This is a genomic window from Eoetvoesiella sp., from assembly GCF_035555955.1.
Lineage (GTDB): Bacteria > Pseudomonadota > Gammaproteobacteria > Burkholderiales > Burkholderiaceae_B > Eoetvoesia.
In genome coordinates, this window is the sequence record NZ_DATMGA010000018.1 from 37586 (window position 1) to 54395 (window position 16810).

The window sequence follows — 16810 nt, forward strand, 5'->3', positions numbered from 1 at the left end:
TGGGCTTTTCGGGTATGGCCGGAAGGCCGGAGTGGAAGGGCGTTCAGGCTGCCTTGCGGGCCTTGCTGCGGCGTTCCCGCCGTATGCGCAGCACTTCGTCCAGCAGCAGCAGCGCTGCGCCGCACGTAATGGCGACATCCGCGACATTGAACGCCGGAAAATACCAACTATTCCAATAAAACAGCAAAAAATCAATCACGTGCCCGTGCTGCATGCGATCCACCAGATTGCCGACGGCGCCGCCCAGAATGGCCATCAGCGAGCTGCAGAACAGCAACTGGCCGGGGGAGCGGCGCAGCAGATTGACGATCAGGCCGGCCGCGCCCAGGGCGATGGCCGTGAACAGCCATCGCTGCCATCCGTGTCCGTCGGCCAGGAAACTGAAGGCGGCACCGGGGTTGTACAGCAGGGTGATGTTGAAGAACGGCAGCAGATGCCAGCGCTCGCCATAGGCAAGGTGCGAATCCACGTAGCCTTTCGTCAGTTGGTCCAGCACGACGATGATCAGGGCGCCCAGCATCCAGGCCCAGAACCGCCGCGTCTTGCGCACCTTGGCCGCTGTGCGTGCGGGCTTGTCGCTATGCATGGCGGCGCGGTTCGCCCGAACCGAACAGGTTGTCGTCGCAGCGTCCGCAGAGCGTCGGGTGATCCGGATTGCGGCCGACGTCGGCGCGATGGTGCCAGCATCGTTCGCATTTCGGCGCGCCGCTGGGTGCAACCTGCACGCGTAGTTCCTGGGCGGTGGGATGCACGGTTGCGCGCGATACGATCAGGACGAAGCGCAAGTCGTCTTCGAGGGAAAGCAGCATGTCGTAGTCGTCGCCGCCGGCATAGATGTCCAGTTCGGCCGCCAGGGATGAGCCGATTTCGCCGGTGGCGCGCACGTCTTCGATCTTGCGCATGGCTTCGGCGCGGATTTCCCGCAGGCGCTGCCATTTCGCGGTGAGTTCAGCCGCGTCCACCTGGTCGGGCAGGGCGTGGAACAGTTCGGTGAAGATGCTGGGCGTGTCGCCTTGCCCATGCAGGTCCTTCCAGGCCTCTTCGGCGGTGAACGACAAAACGGGCGCCATCAGCTTGAGCAGCGCGTGCGTAATATGGTACAGCGCGGTCTGCGCCGAGCGGCGGGCCAGGCTGTTCTGGCCGGCGGTGTACAGCCTGTCCTTGAGGACATCCAGGTAAAAGGCCCCAAGGTCTTCAGAACAGAAAATCTGCAGGCGCGATACCGCAGGGTGGAACTCGTAGCGCTTGTAGTTGGCCAGGGTTTCCTTTTGCATCTGTTCGGTCATGGCCAGCGCGTAACGGTCGATCTCGAACATCTGGTCCAGCGGCACGGCATTGGCGTGAACGTCGAAATCGACGACATTGCCCAGCAGGAACTTGAGCGTGTTACGGATGCGGCGATAGCCTTCGACCACGCGCTTGAGGATTTCGTCGGAAATCGACAGTTCGCCCGAGTAGTCGGTGGAGGCTGTCCAGAGGCGCAGGATTTCGGCGCCCAGCGAGTCGGAGACTTTTTGCGGGGCGATGACGTTGCCGACGGACTTGCTCATCTTGCGGCCCTGGCCGTCCACCACGAAGCCGTGGGTCAGCAGGGCCTTGTAGGGCGGCGCGCCGTACAGCATGCAACTGGTCAGCAGGGACGAGTGGAACCAGCCGCGATGCTGGTCGGAGCCTTCCAGGTAAAGGTCGGCCGGCCATTTGAGCTCGTCGGCGTGCGAGCCTTTGAACGCATGGTCTTTTCCGCCCAGAACGGTGGCGTGCGTGGTGCCCGAGTCGAACCAGACATCCAGCGTATCGCGATTCTTTTCGTAGTGCTCGGCGTCGTCGCCCAGCAACTCGCGCGGATCCAGCGATTGCCAGGCTTCGATGCCGTTCTTCTCGACGCGCAGGGCGACTTCTTCGAGCAGTTCCACCGTGCGCGGGTGCAGCTCGCCGGTTTCCTTGTGCACGAAGAAAGCCATGGGCACGCCCCACTGGCGCTGGCGTGAGAGTGTCCAGTCGGGGCGGTTGGCGATCATGGCATGCAGGCGCGCGCGTCCCCAGGCGGGGTAGAACTCGGTCTGGTCTATGCCGGCCAGGGCCGATTCGCGCAGCGTCTTGCCTTCCTTGGGCTGCCGGTCCATGCCGGCGAACCACTGGCTGGTCGCGCGATAGATGATGGGCGTCTTGTGCCGCCAGCAGTGCATATAGCTGTGGCTTTGCATTTCGTGCTTGAGCAGTGCGCCGGCGTTGTCCAGCGCCTTGACGATTTCGGGGTTGGCTTTCCAGATCATGAGTCCGCCAAACAACGGCAGGCTGTCCACATAATGGCCGTTGCCCATGACGGGGCCGATTATCTGGTCGTCGGGCAGGCCGTGGGCCTTGCACGAAATAAAGTCGTCCACGCCATAGGCCGGCGCCGAATGCACGACGCCGGTACCGGCGTCCAGGGACACATAATCGGCCAGATAAATGGGCGACATGCGCTGATAGCCGGGGTCGGCGTCGTAAAGCGGGTGCTTGAACTCCAGGTTGGCCAGGGCCGAGCCCGTCGTCGTGGCGATGACCGTGCCGCTCAATTGCCATTGTTCCAGGCAGGGGGCGACGAGGTCCTTGGCCAGCAGCAGCAGGGGGCCGGTAGCGCGGGGCTGGTCGAGCCTGACCAGGGAGTACTCGATTTCGGGGTGTACGTTGAGGGCCTGGTTGGCCGGCAGCGTCCAGGGCGTGGTGGTCCAGATGACGACCGCGCCGTCGTCGATCTGCTCCAGCCCGAAGGCGCGGGCCAGTTTTTCCTTGTCGCCGAACTTGAAGGCGACATGCACCGCCGGATCCTTGCGGTCGGCATATTCGACCTCGGCCTCGGCCAGGGCCGAGCCGCAGTCGAAGCACCAGTTCACCGGCTTCAGGCCCCGGAACACATAGCCTTTGTCCATGATGCGGGCCAGCACGCGAAGCTCATCGGCTTCGTTGCTGTGATTCATGGTGAGATACGGGCGGTCCCAGTCGGCCAGGACGCCCAGGCGCTTGAAGTCCCGGCGCTGGCGGTCGATTTGCTCATGGGCGTAGGCGCGCGCCTTGGACTGGACTTCAGCCACCGGCAGGTGCTTGCCGTATTTTTTTTCGATCTGGATTTCGATGGGCATGCCGTGGCAATCCCAGCCCGGCACATAGTGCGCGTCGTAGCCCGCCATGGAGCGGCTTTTGACGATGATGTCCTTCAGGATCTTGTTGACGGCATGGCCGATGTGGATGTCGCCGTTGGCATACGGCGGGCCGTCGTGCAGCACGAACTTGGGGCGTCCCTTGCTGGCGGCGCGGATGGCCGCATACACCTTTTTTTCTTCCCATTCGGCAATCCATCCCGGCTCGCGCTTGGCCAGGTTGCCGCGCATGGGAAAGGGGGATTCGGGCAAGTTCAGAGTGTTTCTATAGTCCATGGAGGGCAAAATATTCGCGGGCGTTTTGCGCATCTTTATCGATGGCGGAAATCATGGTGGGCAGGTCGGGAAATTTTTCTTCGTCCCGAAGGTATTCGAGGAATTCGATGCGTGCCAGTTTACCGTATGCATCGACGTGGCAATCCAGCAGATGCACCTCGAGCAGGATGCGGCCGGCGTTGGATACGGTGGGGCGCACGCCCAGGCTGGCAACGCCATTGATGGGGTGGCCGGCCAGTCCGTGGGCGCGCACCACGTATACGCCCGAGCGCGCCGCGCACAGCTGGGGCACGCGCAGGTTGAGAGTGGGGTAGCCCAGGGTTCGCCCGAGCTTCTGGCCATGGATGATGTGGCCGCTTATGCGGTAGGCGTGGCCCAGCAGGTGCTCGGCGCGCTCCAGGTTGCCCACGGCCAGGGCGGTGCGCACTTCCGAACTGGATATCCGGTAGCCGTGCTCGTCGAGCACGTCGGTAATGGTTTCAACCTCGAAGCCGTATTGCTTGCCGGTGCGGCGCAGCAGGTCGACGTCGCCCATGCGCTTGTGGCCGAAGCGGAAGTCCTCGCCCACCAGCAGCCAGCGGGTGTTCAGACCCTGGACGAGCAGAGACTTGATGAAATCTTCGGCGCTCATGTCGGACAGCGCCTGGTTGAAGTGCTCGAGAAGTATCTGGTCGATGTTCAGGCGGGCGATGGCCCAGACCTTGTCGCGCAGGCTGCTGATTTGTGTGGGGATGAGTTCGGGCCGCTGGCCGCGCATGGCGAAATAGGCGCGCGGATGCGGCTGGAAGGTCATGACGGTGGAAGCCAGGCCGCGTTCGCGGGCCAATTGGCCGACTTGTGTCAGGATGGCCTGGTGGCCGCGGTGGACGCCGTCGAAATTGCCGATGGTTACCGCGCTGGGGCGGTCGCTATCGTGACGGGGAAGGGTGCGATAAATTATTGGGGCAGGTTTCACGTCTGAGAGTTTACAATTTTACGTTGTCCAGCTCAGGAAATTATATTTTGTTTGCCGTAAATTCTCCCTCTTGCCGTTTCGTCGTATTGATTTCCGGGCGTGGATCCAACCTGCAGGCCATCGTCCAGGCGCTACGGGAAAGGGTGCCTTCGGCGCAGGTCTGCGCCGTCATTGCCAACACAGCGGGCGCGCAGGGCCTGGCCTGGGCCAGCGAGCAAGGAATAACGGCTACACTTGTGCCGCACGGCGACTACGCCACGCGCAACCAGTTCGACCAGGCCCTGGCCGGCGCCATTGACGCCCATCGGCCCGACTACGTGCTGTTGGCGGGCTTTATGCGTATTTTGACCGACGAATTCGTCGAGCACTTCAGTGGCCGGCTGATCAACGTCCACCCTTCGCTGCTGCCTTCTTTTCCCGGCCTGCATACGCATCGCCAGGCACTCGAGGCCGGTGTGCAATGGCACGGCTGCACGGTGCATTTCGTCACGCCGACGCTCGACCACGGCCCCATCATCGCCCAGGGCATCGTTCCGGTGCTGGCCGACGATACGCCTGCGTCGTTGGCCGAGCGCCTGCTGGAAGTGGAGCACCAGGTGTATGCGCAAGTGGCGTGCTGGCTGGCCGAAGGGCGGGTAACGCTGGATGCCCGGCAGCGCGTTCAGGTACAAGGCGTTCCGACCCGTTCCTATATGAATATGATTGCGCCGCAAGGCGCGCAGGCTGAATAAATAAAGGCAGACTATGGCAACAGCAGAAAAACCCCGGCGCGGGCCTTCCAGGCGCACCGAGCCCCGAAGCAGCGCTGCCCGCAATTCGGCTTCGCGCGGCTCCGAGCCGCGGCGTAGCGGCGCCCAGGAGCAAGGGCCGAGCCGGCCCTACGTCATGGCGGCGGCGCGCATCGAGCAGGTGCGCAGCGTGCTGGGCGAGGTCTTGCAGTGGGAATATCCCGCCGACGCCGTGTTGTCGCACTGGTTTCGCGCCCATCCCAAGCTGGGTTCGCGCGATCGCGGCGAGGTGGCGGACGCGGTCTTCGATGTGCTGCGCAATTTGCGCCGCTACCGGCAATTTGCCGAAAGCGGCGTCGGCCCCTCGGCCCGGCGCCTGGCCATCCTGGGCCTGTCCACGGTATTCAGCAAAGACGTCCTGAACACCGGACTGGACGACGTCGAGCGGGATTGGCTGGAGCATGTGCGGCGCATCGACGTGGCGGGCTTGTCGCGGGCAGTGCGCGCCAGCCTGCCGGATTGGCTGGACGAACGCCTGTCCCGGCTGGAAGATGCCGATGCGCTGATCGACGCCCTGAACGCCACGGCGCCGCTGGATATCCGCGTCAATCCGCTCAAGGTGGAGCGCGATGCCATGCTGGCGAGCCTGCGCTCGGGGCCCGCGGCGCGCTTCGATCCCGCTCCTACGCCATACTCGCCCTGGGGCATACGCCTGCAGGGCCGGCCGCCGGTCAACCGCTGGCCCATGTTCGAAAACGGCGAAATCGAGGTGCAGGACGAGGGCAGCCAGATTCTGGCGGCCCTGGTGGGGGTCAAGCGCGGCGAGATGGTCATCGACTATTGCGCGGGCGCGGGCGGCAAAACCCTGTTGCTGGGCGCGTTGATGCGATCCACCGGCCGCCTGTACGCTTTCGATGTGTCCGCGGCGCGGCTGGCGCGGGCCAAGCCCCGTTTTGCGCGCAGCGGCCTGTCCAACATCGTCCCCGTGGTCATTGCCGACGACAACGACCAGCGCGTCAAGCGCCTGCGCGGCAAGGCGCAGCGGGTGCTCATCGACGCGCCATGCAGCGGTTTGGGGACGCTGCGGCGCAATCCCGATCTCAAATGGCGCCAGCACCCCGAGTCCTTGCAGGAACTGATGGCGGTCCAGGCGCGTATTTTGCGCCAGGCGTCGCGTTGCGTGGCGCCCGGAGGGCGGCTGGTGTATGCCACCTGCAGCGTCCTGCCGGAAGAGAACGAGAAGCAGGTAGAAGCGTTTTTGGCCGAGAATCCCGAATTTACGCTGCTGGATGCCGGCAAGATCGTGCAAGATCGTTGCAAAAATCTGACACTTCAAGGCCCCTGGCTGGCGATGCGGCCTGACCGCCACGGCACGGACGGATTCTTTGCCGCGGTCATGGAGCGCGCCAAGCCGGCGGATGCCAAACCGGCTCTGGAGGCCGAAGATGGGCCGGAGGGCGATTGACGCTGGCCAGGCATGCGGACAAGGCCTGCCGCCTTGGGCGTTTCGTGGCCCGATTCCCGTACAGCTGCTTGATTTTGCTCAAAAACTATTTTGCAATACCGCTGTCATAGAAAGAGCAACTGGGCTAAACTCCTTTAGTCATTCAATGCGAGGCCTAAAATAGGGTTTATGGACAATTTTCTTACTTTTCTTGCCGGCGGTTTACTTCAGTATTCCTGGTGGCAAGTCGTTATTGTTACGTTGGTGCTTACCCATATCACCATTTTAGGCGTCACGATTTTCCTGCATCGCAGCCAAACGCACCGGGGCCTCGACCTTCACCCCTCGGTCATGCATTTCTTCCGTTTCTGGCTGTGGCTCACCACGGGCATGGTCACCAAGGAATGGGTGGCCATTCACCGCAAGCATCACGCCAAGTGCGAACGCGAAGGCGATCCGCACTCGCCCGTCATCTTCGGCATCGGCAAGGTGTTCTTCCGCGGCGCCGAACTATACCGCCAGGAAGCCGCCAACGCCGAAACCCTCAAGCGCTTCGGCCACGGCACGCCCGACGACTGGCTCGAGCGGCATCTGTACGCGCGCCATAGCGTCCTGGGCGTCATGATCATGCTGGTCATCGACCTTGCCCTGTTCGGCGTCCTGGGCCTTACCGTATGGGCCGTGCAAATGGCCTGGATTCCCTTTTGGGCCGCCGGCGTCGTCAACGGCATCGGCCACTGGTGGGGCTACCGCAATTACGCCAGCCCCGACACCAGCACTAATGTGTTTCCCTGGGGCCTGATCATCGGCGGCGAAGAGCTGCACAACAACCATCACGCCTACGGCACGTCGGCCAAGTTCTCCACCAAGTGGTGGGAATTCGACATCGGCTGGGGCTATATCAGGATACTCAGCGCCCTGCGCCTGGCCACCGTGCGGCGCGTGGCGCCCAAGGTCAAGCTCGAGCCGGCCACGGCGCCGGTCAGCCTGCAAACCCTGGAAGGCGTCATCCTGCACCGCTACGAAATCCTGGCCCGCTATACCGACCTCATCAAAAAGGCCGCCGCCGAAGAGCTCGCCAAGCTCAAGCCCTTGCGCAGCAAGGGCGGGGCGGATTCCCGCTGGCAGTCGCTCAGCCGCGCCAAGAACCTCATCAGCAGCACCGACGATGCCCAGCTCGAGCCCTCGCAGCGCGCCGAGCTCGACACGGCGCTGGCCGGCAGCCAGTCCTTGTCCACCCTGGTGCAGATGCGCCGCGAGCTGACTCGTCTGTGGGAAAGCTCCACGGCCACCAGCGAGCAGTTGCTCAATGACCTGCAGGCCTGGTGCCAGCGCGCCCAGCAAAGCGGCATCGAGGGGCTCGAACAGTTCTCCTATCGGCTGCGTCGCTACGCAGCATGATCGAGCAGTTAAATCCGGAACAGCAAGCCGCCGTCACACTTCCACCCCAGCATGCCCTGGTGCTCGCCGGGGCAGGTAGTGGCAAAACCCGGGTACTGACCACCCGCATGGCCTGGCTCATCCAGACGAGCCAGGCCAGTCCCTTCAGCCTGCTGGCTGTCACTTTCACCAATAAGTCGGCGCGCGAAATGCTGACGCGCCTGTCCGCCTTGCTGCCCATCAATACGCGCGGCATGTGGGTGGGCACGTTCCACGGCTTGTGCAACCGCATGCTGCGCGCGCACCATCGCGATGCCGGCCTGCTGCAGACCTTTCAGATCCTCGACTCGGCCGATCAACTGGCCGCCATAAAAAGGCTGATCAAGGGCGCGGGCATCGACGACGACAAATACCCGCCGCGCGATGTGCAGCGCTTCATCAACGGGGCCAAGGAAGAAGGCCAGCGTCCCGGCGATGTGGAGGTGTGGGACGCCCACAGGCGCCGCCTGGTCGAAATCTACCAGATGTACCAGGACCAGTGCGAGCGCGAAGGCGTCGTGGATTTCGCCGAGTTGCTGCTGCGGGCCTACGAGCTGTTGCAGCGCAATGCGCCCGTGCGCGAGCATTACCAGCGGCGCTTCCGGCATATTCTGGTCGACGAGTTCCAGGACACCAATACCTTGCAGTACCGCTGGCTCAAGCTGCTTGCGGGCGGCGGCGCCTGCATGTTCGCCGTGGGCGACGACGACCAGTCCATCTATGCATTTCGCGGCGCCAATGTCGGCAATATGGCCGAGTTCGAGCGCGACTATGCGCATGGCAACGTCATCCGGCTTGAGCAGAACTACCGTTCGTACGGCCATATCCTGGATTCGGCCAATGCGCTCATTGCCCACAACAGCGCCCGCCTGGGGAAGAATCTGTGGACCGAGCAGGGCGAAGGCGAGCCCGTGCGCGTTACCGAACAGCCGTCCGATTTGCTCGAGGCGCAATGGATTGTCGACGAGATCAAGGCGCTTGTGGGCGAAGGCAGCCTGCGCAGCGAGATCGCGGTGCTGTACCGTAGCAACGCCCAGTCGCGGGTCATCGAGCACACGCTGTTTTCGTCCCGCATTCCCTACAAGGTCTATGGCGGGCTGCGCTTTTTCGAGCGCCAGGAAATCAAGCATGCGCTGGCGTATTTGCGGCTCATCGACAATGTGCAGGACGATACTTCGTGGCTGCGCGTCGTCAATTTTCCGGCGCGCGGCATAGGCGCGCGCACGCTGGAGCAGTTGTCCGACCTGGCGCGCCAGGGCAATACCAGCCTGTACAAGGCCGTGCCGTTGATGTCGGGCAAGGGAGGCGCCAATCTGCTCAAGTTCGCCGAGCTTATCCAGCAAATGGCGCACGAGGCCCAGGTCCTGTCCTTGCCGGAACTCGTCGAGCACGTCGTTCATCACAGCGGCCTTCGTACCTTTTATCAGGGCGAAAAAGAGGGCGCCGACCGGCTCGAAAACCTGCAGGAACTGGTCAATGCCGCCGCGGTGTTCGAGGCGGAGGAGAACTTCGAGGGTCTGCCTGCTGGGCGCGTCGTGATGTCCGATGCCGCCGAGCAGCCCGGCGATGCGCTTGCGGACGATGCTTCCGGCGGCGTGTTCGACTCACTGCCCCAGATGTCGCCGCTGGGTGCCTTTCTTTCCCATGCGTCGCTGGAGGCCGGCGACAACCAGGCCCAGGCGGGGCAGGATGCGGTGCAATTGATGACCGTGCATGCGGCCAAGGGGCTGGAATTCGATACAGTGTTCATCACCGGCGTCGAAGAGGGCCTGTTCCCGCACGAGAACAGCCTGATCGAAGCGGCGGGGCTGGAAGAAGAACGGCGGTTGATGTATGTGGCCATTACCCGCGCGCGCAGCCGCCTGTACCTGACCCTGGCCCAAAGCAGGATGCTGCATGGGCAAACCCGCTACGCCATGCGTTCGCGCTTTCTGGACGAGATTCCCGAAGAGCATCTCAAGTGGCTGACCCCCAAGGAAGGCAACCGGCTCGCGGCCAGCGGCGCTTGGCCGGCGGCGGGCGCCTATCGCCGCGGCGATGCCTACGGTCGTCCTTCCACGGGCATTGCAGCGCCCAGGCAGGCGCGCAGTGTGACCAGCGGGGTCTCCGTGGGCGACAAGCATTTCCGCATCGGGCAGGGGGTTCGGCACGCCAAGTTCGGCGAGGGCACGATAATCGGCCTTAGCGGCGCGGGTACGGACGCCCAGGCGCAGATCCAGTTCCGCGACGCGGGCACCAAGACCCTGGCGCTGGGCATCGCCAAGCTGGAAATCACCGTCGGCTGAGCCGGCGCCCGATACGAACCCGGATCACTCGGTCCTGACCAGCTCTTCCAGTTGCTCCTGGAGTTCCAGCCATTGCTCTTCGAGCAGGCCGGCCTGCTTGCTCAGGTCGCCGTGCTCGGCCAGTGCCTGCAGCCGCTCCTGGCGGCGTTCGTCGGCGTAGAAGCCGGGGTCGGCGATCAGCGCATCCAGTTCCTTCAGGCGCGCCTGGGCCTTGTCCATATCGGACTCGACCTTCTTGAGCTTGCTTTCCAGCGGTTTGCGCAGACCCGCCAGGCGCTGGCGCTCCTCGGCTTCCTGGCGGCGCTGGGTTCTGCGGTCCACCGGGTTTTCCGCCGCATCAAGGGACGCTTCGCCGCGGGCCTGGGCCCTGGCATTGGCGCCGCGTGCCGCCAGCCAGTCGCGATAGTCTTCCAGGTCTCCATCGAATTCCATGACATGGCCGTCGGCCACGATCCAGAAATCGTCCACCGTGGTGCGCAGCAGATGGCGGTCGTGCGAGACCAGCAGGACGCTGCCCGGGAACTCGGCCAATGCCGTGGCCAGGGCTTCGCGGGTGTCCACGTCCAGATGGTTGCTGGGCTCGTCCAGCAGCAGCAGATTGGGTTTTTGCCAGACGATCAGCGACAGGGCCAGGCGGGCCTTTTCGCCGCCCGACATCGGGGCGACCGGGCCGTTGACCGTGTCTCCGCTGAAGCCGAATCCGCCCAGGTAGTTGCGCAGCTCCTGTTCGCGCGATTGCGGGGCCAGGCGGGCAAGATGCTGCAGCGGCGTCGACTCCGGATCCAGCATGTCCAGCTGTTGCTGGGCGAAGTAGCCGATTTCCAGGCCTTTGGAGGCCCGGCGTTCTCCGTCCAGCGGGGCCAGTTCGTTCGCGAGGGTCTTGATCAGCGTGCTTTTTCCCGCGCCATTGACACCCAGCACGCCGATGCGCGCGCCGCCCCGGACCATGAGCGTAACGTCCTTGAGAATAGGGCGGGCCGTGCCGTCGGCCAGCGTGTATCCGGTGCTTACCGTGTCCAGCACCAGCAGTGGGTCGGGCATGCTTTGCGGTTCGGGGATGCGAATGTCGATGCCGGCTTCGACCTGCAGGGGCGCCAGCGCTTCCATGCGGGCCAGGGCCTTGACCCGGCTTTGCGCCTGCTTGGCCTTGGTGGCCTTGGCCTTGAAACGGTCGATGAAGCTTTGCAGGCGGGCCGTTTCGCGGGTCTGCTTCTCCCAGGCCAGCCTGGTCTGGCGCAGGCGCTCGGCGCGCTGCATCAGAAAGTCCTGGTGGCCGCCGCGGTAGCGTATCAGCTTGCCCTGGTCGAAGTGCAGGATGACCCTGGCGACGGCGTCGAGGAACTCGGTGTCGTGCGAAATGAGCAGCACGGTTCCCTCGTAGGCGCCCAGCCATCGCTCGAGCCAGAGCATGGCGTCAAGGTCCAGGTGGTTGGTGGGCTCGTCCAGCAGCAAGAGCTCGGAGGGGGCCATGAGGGCCCGCGCCAGCGCCAGACGCATCTGCCAGCCGCCCGAGAAGCTGCTGACCGGATTCATCCATTGGTCGGGGGCGAAGCCCAGGCCGGCCAGCAATTGCTCGGCGCGCGACGGCGCGCTCCAGGCATCGGCTTCCACCAGGGCTGCTTCGAGTTCCGCTATTCGGTGTCCATCGTGGCCAGGCGTGGCGGTGCGTTGCGCTTGCAGCGCGCGCAGATGCGTGTCGCCGTCGATGACGAATTCGCGAGCGGCCAGCGTGTTGTCGCTGATTTCCTGTTCCACGCTGGCGATGCGCCACGAGGCAGGGATATCCAGCGTGCCGGCGTCGGCGTCGAGCCGGCCCTGCAACAGCGCAAAGAGGGTGGACTTGCCGGCTCCGTTCTTGCCTACTATCCCTACACGCTCGCCCGGGTTGACGACGAAATCGGCTTCGTCGAGCAATACCTTGACGCCCCGGCGCAGCGTCAGACCTGTGGCGCGAATCACGATGCCAGCTGCTCCCTCGTCAGCAGGAGGATCTGGTCGTCGCTGTTTTCGGTGCTGAGCCAGACTGGTTCAAGGTCGGGAAAGGCCGCAAGAAAGTTTTCGTATTCGTTGCCGATTTCCAGTACCAGGATGCCGTCGGGCGCCATGAAGTCGGGCGCGCTGTCCAGAATGCGCCGCACGAGGTCCATGCCGTCCTCGCCGCCGGCCAGGGCCAGGGTGGGCTCGTGGCGGTATTCCGCGGGAAGGGATTCCATGGAGTGGCTGTTGACGTACGGCGGGTTGCATACGATGAGATCGTACTCGCAGCTTGGCATCTGTTCGAACAGGTCGCTGCGATGCGTGGTGACGCGTCCGTCCAGCCCGAATTGTTCGATGTTCTCGTCGGCGACTTCCAGGGCGTTGTCCGAAATATCGACGGCATCGACCTGGGCATTGGGATAGGCCAGAGCGGCCAGCACGGCCAGGCATCCCGAGCCCGTGCACAGGTCGAGAACGAACTCGATGCTGTCCGGGTCGCTGATCCACGGCGCCAGGTCGTCGGCCAGAAGCTCGGCGATGGGCGAGCGGGGCACGATGACCCGCGAGTCCACTGAGAAGCGGTGGCCTTGCAGCCAGGCCTCGCCCGTAAGGTAGGCGGCCGGGACGCGTTCGGTCAGGCGCCTTTCGACCAGGGTGAGAAAGCGCTCGCGCTCGTCGGCCAGCACGCGTGCGTCCAGGAAGGGATCCAGGGTGTCCAGGGGCAGGTGCAGGGTATGCAGCAGCAGGTAAACGGCTTCGTCCCAGGCGTTGTCGCTGCCATGCCCGAACGCCAGCTTGGCGGCGTTGAACTGGCTGACGGCGTAGCGCAGCAGGTCGCGCACGGTGAAGAGTTCGTTGAAGGCAGCGGGGTTCATGTCAGCTCCGGTCCAGCAGCAGGTTTTCCAGCGTGCGGCGGTAGATGTTCTTCAAGGGCTCGATCGAGTCGACCCGGATATGTTCGTCGATCTGGTGGATGCTGGCGTTGATAGGGCCAAACTCGACGACCTGAGGGCATATCTTGGCGATGAAGCGCCCGTCGGACGTACCGCCCGTGGTGGAGAGTTCGGCGGCGACACCGGTTTCCTCCCGGATGGCGCTGCTGATCGCGGCGCTCAGTTCGCCCTTGGGCGTCAGGAAGGGCTCGCCGCCCAGGACCCAGTCTATATCGAACTCCAGCCCATGGCTGTGCAGAATGTCCGTGACGCGTTTCCTCAGGCCATCGGGGGTGCTTTCGGTGGAGAAGCGGAAGTTGAAATCGAGCACGGCCTCGCCGGGCACCACGTTGGTGGCCCCGGTGCCGGCATGCAGATTGGACACCTGGAAGGTTGTGGCGGGAAAGTATTCGTTGCCGTTGTCCCATACCGTGCCGGCCAGTTCGGCCAGCGCGGGCGCCAGAAGATGGATGGGATTGCGCGCCAGGTGTGGGTAGGCCACGTGGCCTTGCTTGCCTTTGATCGTGAGCTTGCCCGACAGCGAGCCGCGGCGGCCGTTCTTTACCGTGTCGCCCAATTGCTCGACTGAAGTCGGCTCGCCCACGATGCAGTAGTCCAGTTTGTCGCCGCGCGCCTCGAGCGCGTTGCAGACCTTGACCGTGCCGTTGATGGAAGGGCCTTCTTCGTCGGAGGTGATGAGCATGCCGATGGAACCCTTGTGATCCGGGTGGGCGGCCACGAACTCTTCCACGGCGACGACGAAGGCGGCGATCGAGCTTTTCATGTCCGCCGCCCCGCGTCCGTACAGAAGGCCGTCGCGCACGACCGGCTGGAACGGGTCGCTGGCCCATTTTTCCAGCGGGCCGGTCGGCACGACGTCGGTGTGGCCGGCAAAGACCAGCAAGGGCGCCGCCTGGCCGCGGCGCGCCCAGAAATTGGTGACATCGTCGAAGACCATGGTTTCGCACGCGAATCCGGCCGGGCCCAGGCGCGCGGCCAGGACCTGCTGGCAGCCGGCGTCGGCGGGGGTGACCGAAGGGCGGGCGATGAGATCCTGCGTCAGCAGCAGGGCGGCGGAATCGGGCATCAGGTCCTCAGCAGATCGTTGACGCTGGTTTTTGCGCGGGTTTGCGCGTCGACGCGCTTGACGATGACCGCGCATGCCAGGCTGTGGGAGCCGTCGCTGGAAGGCAGCGAGCCGGGCACCACCACCGAGCCGGAGGGTACGCGGCCGTAGGTGATTTCGCCGGTGCTGCGGTCGTAGATCTTGGTACTTTGCGAAATGAACACGCCCATGGCCAGCACCGAGTTTTCTTCGACGATGACGCCTTCGACGACTTCCGAGCGCGCGCCGATGAAGCAGTTGTCCTCGATGATGGTGGGATTGGCCTGCAGGGGTTCGAGCACGCCGCCGATGCCTACGCCGCCCGAAAGGTGGACGTTCTTGCCGATTTGGGCGCACGACCCCACCGTGGCCCAGGTGTCGACCATGGTGCCTTCATCGACATAGGCGCCGACGTTGACGTACGAAGGCATGAGCACCACGTTTTTGCCGATGAACGAGCCTTTGCGCGCCACGGCGGGCGGTACCACGCGAAAGCCCGCGCCGGCGAAGTCCTGGGCCGAGTAGTCGCTGAACTTGAGCGGCACCTTGTCGTAGAACTGCATGGGCGCCTGGCCCATGACCTGGTTGTTCTCGAGCCGGAACGACAGCAGCACCGCCTTTTTCACCCACTGATGCACGACCCAGTTTCCGTCGGTTTTTTGCGCGACGCGCAGGGTGCCGGCGTCGAGCGCGGCCAGGGTTTCCTGGACGGCTTCGCGCACGGCGGCGTCGGCGTTGCCGGGCGCCAGGTTGGCACGGTTTTCCCAGGCTTGTTCAATAGTGGCTTGAAGATGATTGAGTGTCATGGCTGTTATAAGTGTTCAGGATTGAAAAAATGGAAATGGATGGCGGCTGCGGCATCGTTCGCCGGCGGTTGTCAGTGCTGCGATACAAAGTTTACGATGCGCTGCGCCGCCTCGATGCATTGCTCTTTGGGGGCCACCAGCGCGATGCGGATGCGGTTGGCGCCCGGATTCACGCCATGGGCGGGCCGCGCCAGGAAACTTCCCGGCAGCACGGTGACGGCGGCCTTCGAGTATAGGCCACGCGCGAAATCGACGTCCGAATACGGGGTGCCGGCCCACAGGTAGAAGCTGGCATCCGGCCAGCGCACATCAAGGACCGGGCTCAGCAGCGGCACGACCGCCTCGAATTTTTCGCGGTATATACGGCGATTCTCCACCACGTGGGCTTCGTCGTTCCAGGCGGCGATGCTGGCTTGCGAGACCACCGGGCTGATGGCGCCGCCCTGGTAGGTGCGATACAGCAGGAACTGCTTGATCAGGCTGGCGTCGCCCGCCACGAAACCCGAGCGCATGCCCGGCACGTTCGAGCGCTTGGACAGGCTGGAGAAGCACATCAGGTTGCTGTAGGTGGTGCGGCCAAGCAGGGCGGCCGCCTGCATGCCTCCCAGGGGTTTGTTGAATTCGTCGAAGTAGATTTCCGAATAGCATTCGTCCGAGGCAATGACGAAACCGTATTGGTCGGAAAGCTCGAACAAGGTGCGCCATTCGTCCAGGGACATCACATTGCCGGCCGGGTTGCCCGGCGAGCAGACGAAGACCAGGCGGGTCTTGTTCCAGACTTCGCCGGGTACGGAGGCCCAGTCGTAGCCGAAATTCAGTTCCGGCTGCGAATTGATGAACCAGGGCTGGGCCCCGGCAAGCAGCGCGGCGCCTTCGTAGATCTGGTAGAAGGGGTTGGGGCTGACCACCAGGGATCCGGCGTCGGGGTTGATGACGGTCTGGGCGAAGGCGAACAATGCCTCGCGCGAGCCCAATGCCGGGAGTATCTGCGTTTCGGGGTCCGGCCGGGCGATGCCGTAGCGGCGCGCCAGCCAGTCGGCAATAGTATTGCGCAGGGGGGCGTCGCCGCGCGTGGGCGGATAGACCGACAGGCCGGCCATGGCATCCTGCATGGCGCGGACTATGAGCGGAGACGTGGCGTGCTTGGGCTCGCCTATCGAAAGATTGATGGGGGCCAGATTTGCCGGCGGCGCATCGGCCTGCGACAGCAGTTGCCTGAGTTTTTCGAAGGGATAGGGGTGTAGAGCGCCAAGTCTTGGGTTCATGCGGGCCAGCCTGAAAGTTAACCGCCAATTTTAACAAGCTTATGGCGTTGGTCTGTATTGTCGGATAAAAAAAATATTGCTAAACTAACCGGCTTTCCTTGAAACATGCGAACGTGGCGGAATTGGTAGACGCACCAGATTTAGGTTCTGGCGCCGAGAGGTGTGAGAGTTCGAGTCTCTCCGTTCGCACCATGTAAGGCAAGGCAAAAGCTATAAAGGCAAAAGCCGCGAGGCAAGGGCAAGGTTCGATAACCACAGCCCTTGCAAGCCAAGAAGCCATAGACCCGGTGATGAAGCTGTTGAGAGGTAAGACTCCAATAATAAGCAACCATCTGCACACTTTTTACACAGGGATTTACACATGGCCGGTATTCGGCCGGCTGCGAAGGGAAATGCCGTCGGGAGTCCGTCCGCTTCGTCTCTCGATTGTCGGGCCGGCCAACCCCGGCATGGTCTTCGGTTGTCCGGCGCGTCGGCC

At 63.7% G+C, this 16810-nt stretch carries 12 protein-coding genes and 1 tRNA gene; 5 read left to right on the forward strand and 8 right to left on the reverse strand.

What is annotated here, in order from left to right; translation table 11 throughout:
- Nucleotides 1-43 precede the first annotated feature (43 nt).
- From lspA to VNT00_RS05955, 3 genes are read right to left on the reverse strand one after another with little or no spacing between them, the layout of a single operon-like run.
- Complete coding sequence (gene lspA / locus VNT00_RS05945; RefSeq protein ID WP_325585470.1) at nucleotides 44-586, reverse strand: signal peptidase II; 543 nt, start codon at nucleotides 584-586, stop codon at nucleotides 44-46.
- Complete coding sequence (gene ileS, locus VNT00_RS05950) at nucleotides 579-3416, reverse strand: isoleucine--tRNA ligase (RefSeq protein ID WP_325585471.1); 2838 nt, start codon at nucleotides 3414-3416, stop codon at nucleotides 579-581. Before ileS ends, lspA begins: the two co-directional genes overlap by 8 nt.
- Nucleotides 3406-4371: a bifunctional riboflavin kinase/FAD synthetase gene (locus tag VNT00_RS05955; RefSeq protein ID WP_325585473.1), complete on the reverse strand. Its 966-nt coding sequence runs from the start codon at nucleotides 4369-4371 to the stop codon at nucleotides 3406-3408. The genes ileS and VNT00_RS05955 overlap by 11 nt, the downstream gene beginning before the upstream one ends.
- Before the next feature lie 47 nt (nucleotides 4372-4418).
- Between VNT00_RS05955 and purN the strand changes: the two genes are divergently transcribed.
- The 4 genes from purN to VNT00_RS05975 all read left to right on the forward strand — a co-directional run bounded on the left by purN (nucleotide 4419) and on the right by VNT00_RS05975 (nucleotide 10247).
- Nucleotides 4419-5102: a phosphoribosylglycinamide formyltransferase gene (gene purN, locus VNT00_RS05960; protein ID WP_325585475.1), complete on the forward strand. Its 684-nt coding sequence runs from the start codon at nucleotides 4419-4421 to the stop codon at nucleotides 5100-5102.
- Nucleotides 5103-5289: 187 nt separating this feature from the next.
- A complete protein-coding gene (locus VNT00_RS05965) occupies nucleotides 5290-6564 on the forward strand; it encodes an RsmB/NOP family class I SAM-dependent RNA methyltransferase (protein WP_325585523.1) in 1275 nt (424 codons plus the stop codon).
- A 168-nt stretch (nucleotides 6565-6732) separates the two neighbouring features.
- Entirely contained in the window at nucleotides 6733-7944 is a 1212-nt protein-coding gene (locus tag VNT00_RS05970) for a DesA family fatty acid desaturase (RefSeq protein WP_325585477.1), read from the forward strand.
- Nucleotides 7941-10247 (forward strand): UvrD-helicase domain-containing protein, encoded by a 2307-nt coding sequence (locus VNT00_RS05975; RefSeq protein ID WP_325585479.1) that lies wholly within the window; start codon nucleotides 7941-7943, stop codon nucleotides 10245-10247. Before VNT00_RS05970 ends, VNT00_RS05975 begins: the two co-directional genes overlap by 4 nt.
- A 24-nt stretch (nucleotides 10248-10271) precedes the next feature.
- Here VNT00_RS05975 and VNT00_RS05980 read toward each other — a convergent pair whose 3' ends face one another.
- The 5 genes from VNT00_RS05980 to dapC form a co-directional block, all read right to left on the reverse strand.
- On the reverse strand, nucleotides 10272-12206 hold the full coding sequence (locus VNT00_RS05980; RefSeq protein WP_325585481.1) for an ABC-F family ATP-binding cassette domain-containing protein: 1935 nt from the start codon (nucleotides 12204-12206) through the stop codon (nucleotides 10272-10274).
- On the reverse strand, nucleotides 12203-13099 hold the full coding sequence (gene prmB, locus VNT00_RS05985) for a 50S ribosomal protein L3 N(5)-glutamine methyltransferase (RefSeq protein ID WP_325585483.1): 897 nt from the start codon (nucleotides 13097-13099) through the stop codon (nucleotides 12203-12205). Before prmB ends, VNT00_RS05980 begins: the two co-directional genes overlap by 4 nt.
- 1 nt (nucleotide 13100) lies before the next feature.
- Nucleotides 13101-14243, reverse strand: coding sequence for a succinyl-diaminopimelate desuccinylase (gene dapE / locus VNT00_RS05990; protein WP_325585485.1), 1143 nt, complete (start codon nucleotides 14241-14243; stop codon nucleotides 13101-13103).
- Entirely contained in the window at nucleotides 14243-15067 is an 825-nt protein-coding gene (dapD, locus tag VNT00_RS05995) for a 2,3,4,5-tetrahydropyridine-2,6-dicarboxylate N-succinyltransferase (protein ID WP_325585487.1), read from the reverse strand. Before dapD ends, dapE begins: the two co-directional genes overlap by 1 nt.
- A 71-nt stretch (nucleotides 15068-15138) precedes the next feature.
- Nucleotides 15139-16332 (reverse strand): succinyldiaminopimelate transaminase, encoded by a 1194-nt coding sequence (dapC, locus tag VNT00_RS06000; protein WP_325585489.1) that lies wholly within the window; start codon nucleotides 16330-16332, stop codon nucleotides 15139-15141.
- 107 nt (nucleotides 16333-16439) lie between these two features.
- Between dapC and VNT00_RS06005 the strand changes: the two genes are divergently transcribed.
- Nucleotides 16440-16524: transfer RNA gene (locus VNT00_RS06005), tRNA-Leu, on the forward strand.
- Nucleotides 16525-16810: the final 286 nt, after the last annotated feature.

Bases quoted from the DNA above. Each gene is read 5' to 3' on its own strand.
- ileS (WP_325585471.1), bottom strand. From the start codon at position 3,416: ATGGACTATAGAAACACTCTGAACTTGCCCGAATCCCCCTTTCCCATG.
- prmB (WP_325585483.1), bottom strand. From the start codon at position 13,099: ATGAACCCCGCTGCCTTCAACGAACTCTTCACCGTGCGCGACCTGCTG.
- dapD (WP_325585487.1), bottom strand. From the start codon at position 15,067: ATGACACTCAATCATCTTCAAGCCACTATTGAACAAGCCTGGGAAAAC.
- VNT00_RS05970 (WP_325585477.1), top strand. From the start codon at position 6,733: ATGGACAATTTTCTTACTTTTCTTGCCGGCGGTTTACTTCAGTATTCC.
- lspA (WP_325585470.1), bottom strand. From the start codon at position 586: ATGCATAGCGACAAGCCCGCACGCACAGCGGCCAAGGTGCGCAAGACG.
- dapE (WP_325585485.1), bottom strand. From the start codon at position 14,243: ATGCCCGATTCCGCCGCCCTGCTGCTGACGCAGGATCTCATCGCCCGC.
- VNT00_RS05975 (WP_325585479.1), top strand. From the start codon at position 7,941: ATGATCGAGCAGTTAAATCCGGAACAGCAAGCCGCCGTCACACTTCCA.
- dapC (WP_325585489.1), bottom strand. From the start codon at position 16,332: ATGAACCCAAGACTTGGCGCTCTACACCCCTATCCCTTCGAAAAACTC.